We start from the raw sequence: 2,565 nt of genomic DNA, 5'->3' as shown, positions 1-2,565 counted from the left end.
AAAACGAGATACATTTGAATGGGAATTAGATAAAAGGAGTCTTGGAGGGGAACAGTATTTACCAAACACAGTGGGGAGAGCTGAAAGTGGAAAGCTGAAAGCTGAAGAAAGCGAAGACCTTAAATACTATGTTTGGTTATTATTAACGATAGTGTTTGTTATAGAAAGATATTATTCAACCCGAAACAGTTTGAATTGATGAAGGATAGCGTGGGACATATCTTTTTACGAAAGCTGCGAACGCAATGGCTAAGCTACGGGCTTCTTTCAAACCTGTTCATTGCTCTTTCCGTTTCCGCACTCCTTATTTCAATTTTGAAACTTTTCACCGTCATTTCACTTTGGTGGATGCTGCCGATAACCCTGGGTGTTTTCGGAATCCTAATTTGGTGGTCAGGAATTTTAAAAACCAACGAAAAAGATGTTGCCCGGCTCTTGAATCAATCGTATCCTAACCTTGAAGAAAGTACGGAATTGCTCATTAAACCAGCAGTATCTTTAAACTTGCTTGAACGCTTACAAGTCGGGAAAATAGAAGCGGAATTATCACAGGTTTCAACTTCCACCCTATTCAGGCACAGCTTGCAGAGAGCTGGATTAATACTTATCGCAGGCTTGATCCTGGCATTCGGAATTGGCCAGTTTGATTCCTACAGCCAAAAAACGGAACAAGCCGAACAAATAGAAAGTAAATCCAAACTGGAAGTAATTCCTGATAAGATCCTCCCGGGAATCGAATCGGTTGAACTTAGAATCAATCCACCGGCCTACACCCGACGACCTTCCAGGAATCAGTCACAATTCTCTCTTACTGCTGAAGAAGGTTCTGCATTAAACTGGCAGATCCAAACCAGCCAGCCTGTTAAAAACATCAAATTAATTTTCAACGATAAGGAAGTTATCCCGCTAAGGGCCACAAACAAAGAAGGCACGAGCTGGGCCTTGAGTAAAACTGTGAGTAAGTCGGGTTTCTACCAGGTCGATCTGGAAGGAACATTATCCGATCTGTACAAACTCGAAGTTATTAAAGACCAGCCAGCTGTTGTCCGCATTATCACCCCTGCTCAGTATTCAAGCATTGATTTCGGGGAGCCGCAGCGAACCCAGCTGCAGGTTCAGATCACGGACGATTATGGAGTTAATGGCGCATTCATAGCGGCTACCATCAGCAGCGGACAAGGAGAAGGCGTCAAATTCAGGGAACAAAAGATTGCCTTCCAGCAGAATTTCTTAGGTGCTTCATCTTATAAACTGAATAAGACTATTGACCTTAAAGCACTCGCCATGGTACCCGGCGATGAGCTTTATTTTTACATCCAGGCCCGCGACAGTCGCTTGCAGGATAGCCGCTCTGATGTCTATATCGTAACCATCCAGGATACCGCGCAATTAATGAGCATGGATGGGATGCTGGGAGGAGTCAACCTGGTACCCGAATATTTCCGCAGCCAGCGCCAGATCATCATCGACACCGAAAAACTAATCAAAGAACGAAGCACTATTAGCGCACAGGAATTCAATAGCCGCAGCAATGAAATCGCAACAGATCAAAAGCTACTCCGACTTCGTTACGGGAAATTCCTGGGTGAGGAAGATGAAACAGAAATTGGCGGCGCTCATGATGAAGAGGAAGAAGGCCATGATGAACCCGTCGTATTTGGGGATCCAGAACAAATGCTCGACGCTGTTGCTCACAAGCACGATCAGGCTGAAGATGCTACCTATTTTGAACCTGAATTAAAAGCCCAGCTAAAAGCAACCCTTACGGAGATGTGGAAGTCAGAACTGCAATTGCGCTTGTACAAACCTGTTGAAGCTCTGCCTTTTGAGTATAAAGCCCTGCGCCTGCTAAAAGATTTGCAGCAAAAATCGCGTGTGTATGTCGCGAAAACTTCTTTCAAACCCCCGCTCATCAAAGCCGATAAACGCTTAAGCGGCGAGCTCGATAAAATTATCCAGCCGCAGGCTGTACGTAACCTGGATTCTGAAAAGAATCCGCAAAATTCATTGAAGCTGGCGGCTAGCTTAATAGCTGGCAGCAAACAGGGTCGGAAATTAAATGCTGACGAAATCCTGACACTCAATGATGCAAGCCGGACACTCGCAGCAAGCGCCGCGGCACAACCCGGAATATACCTGGGTTCTCTTGGAACATTAAGGGCAATTATCCGTTCCGGCGAAGTACGTACAAGTCCCGCGAATAAAAGAGAGTTGGAAGCAGCACTGCAAAAAATCGTTACCCAGGAAAGCCGCTCACCCCAATCTCAAAAGAGCGCTCCGACAAATGATCTGGCAACAGAATATTTCAATAATCTCAGAAGGAACCGGTAATGGAGAAGTGGATCATCCTCATATCGTCAATGTTGCTTCTGGCCTTTCTGTGCTGGAAAGAGACCCGGCGGAAAAATAAAGCCCGCTTAGTTCTCCGGATAGCGGCCTCTGTCGGCGCAGTTGCCGCTATGTATTTCATTGCTCTTCCCATCTCTTTCCAGCGCAAGCTCGATCCTTCTAAAGAAAATACAGCGGTTCTATTAACAAGCGGGTATGAAAGTGATAGCTTAAGCA

Annotated in this window: 3 protein-coding genes; 2 read left to right on the top strand and 1 reads right to left on the bottom strand. The window is 45.4% G+C overall.

The window, feature by feature from the left end:
• Both WBJ10_RS04685 and WBJ10_RS04680 read left to right on the top strand, forming a co-directional pair.
• The coding region (locus WBJ10_RS04685) for a hypothetical protein (protein ID WP_424288369.1) at positions 1-199 on the top strand (199 nt) is incomplete at its 5' end.
• Entirely contained in the window at positions 196-2,331 is a 2,136-nt protein-coding gene (locus tag WBJ10_RS04680) for a hypothetical protein (RefSeq protein WP_424288368.1), read from the top strand. The genes WBJ10_RS04685 and WBJ10_RS04680, both read left to right, overlap by 4 nt.
• On the opposite strand, the gene WBJ10_RS04675 is transcribed toward WBJ10_RS04680, so the two are convergent.
• Positions 2,315-2,565 (bottom strand): hypothetical protein (locus WBJ10_RS04675; RefSeq protein ID WP_424288367.1); only part of this gene is annotated, 251 nt, incomplete at its 5' end. The genes WBJ10_RS04680 and WBJ10_RS04675 overlap by 17 nt on opposite strands.

Source organism: Daejeonella sp., assembly GCF_049655485.1.
In the GTDB taxonomy this organism is placed as follows: Bacteria; Bacteroidota; Bacteroidia; order Sphingobacteriales; family Sphingobacteriaceae; genus Daejeonella.
Note: the sequence above shows the minus strand (reverse complement) of the source record. Positions and strands in the feature narration are given on the sequence as shown.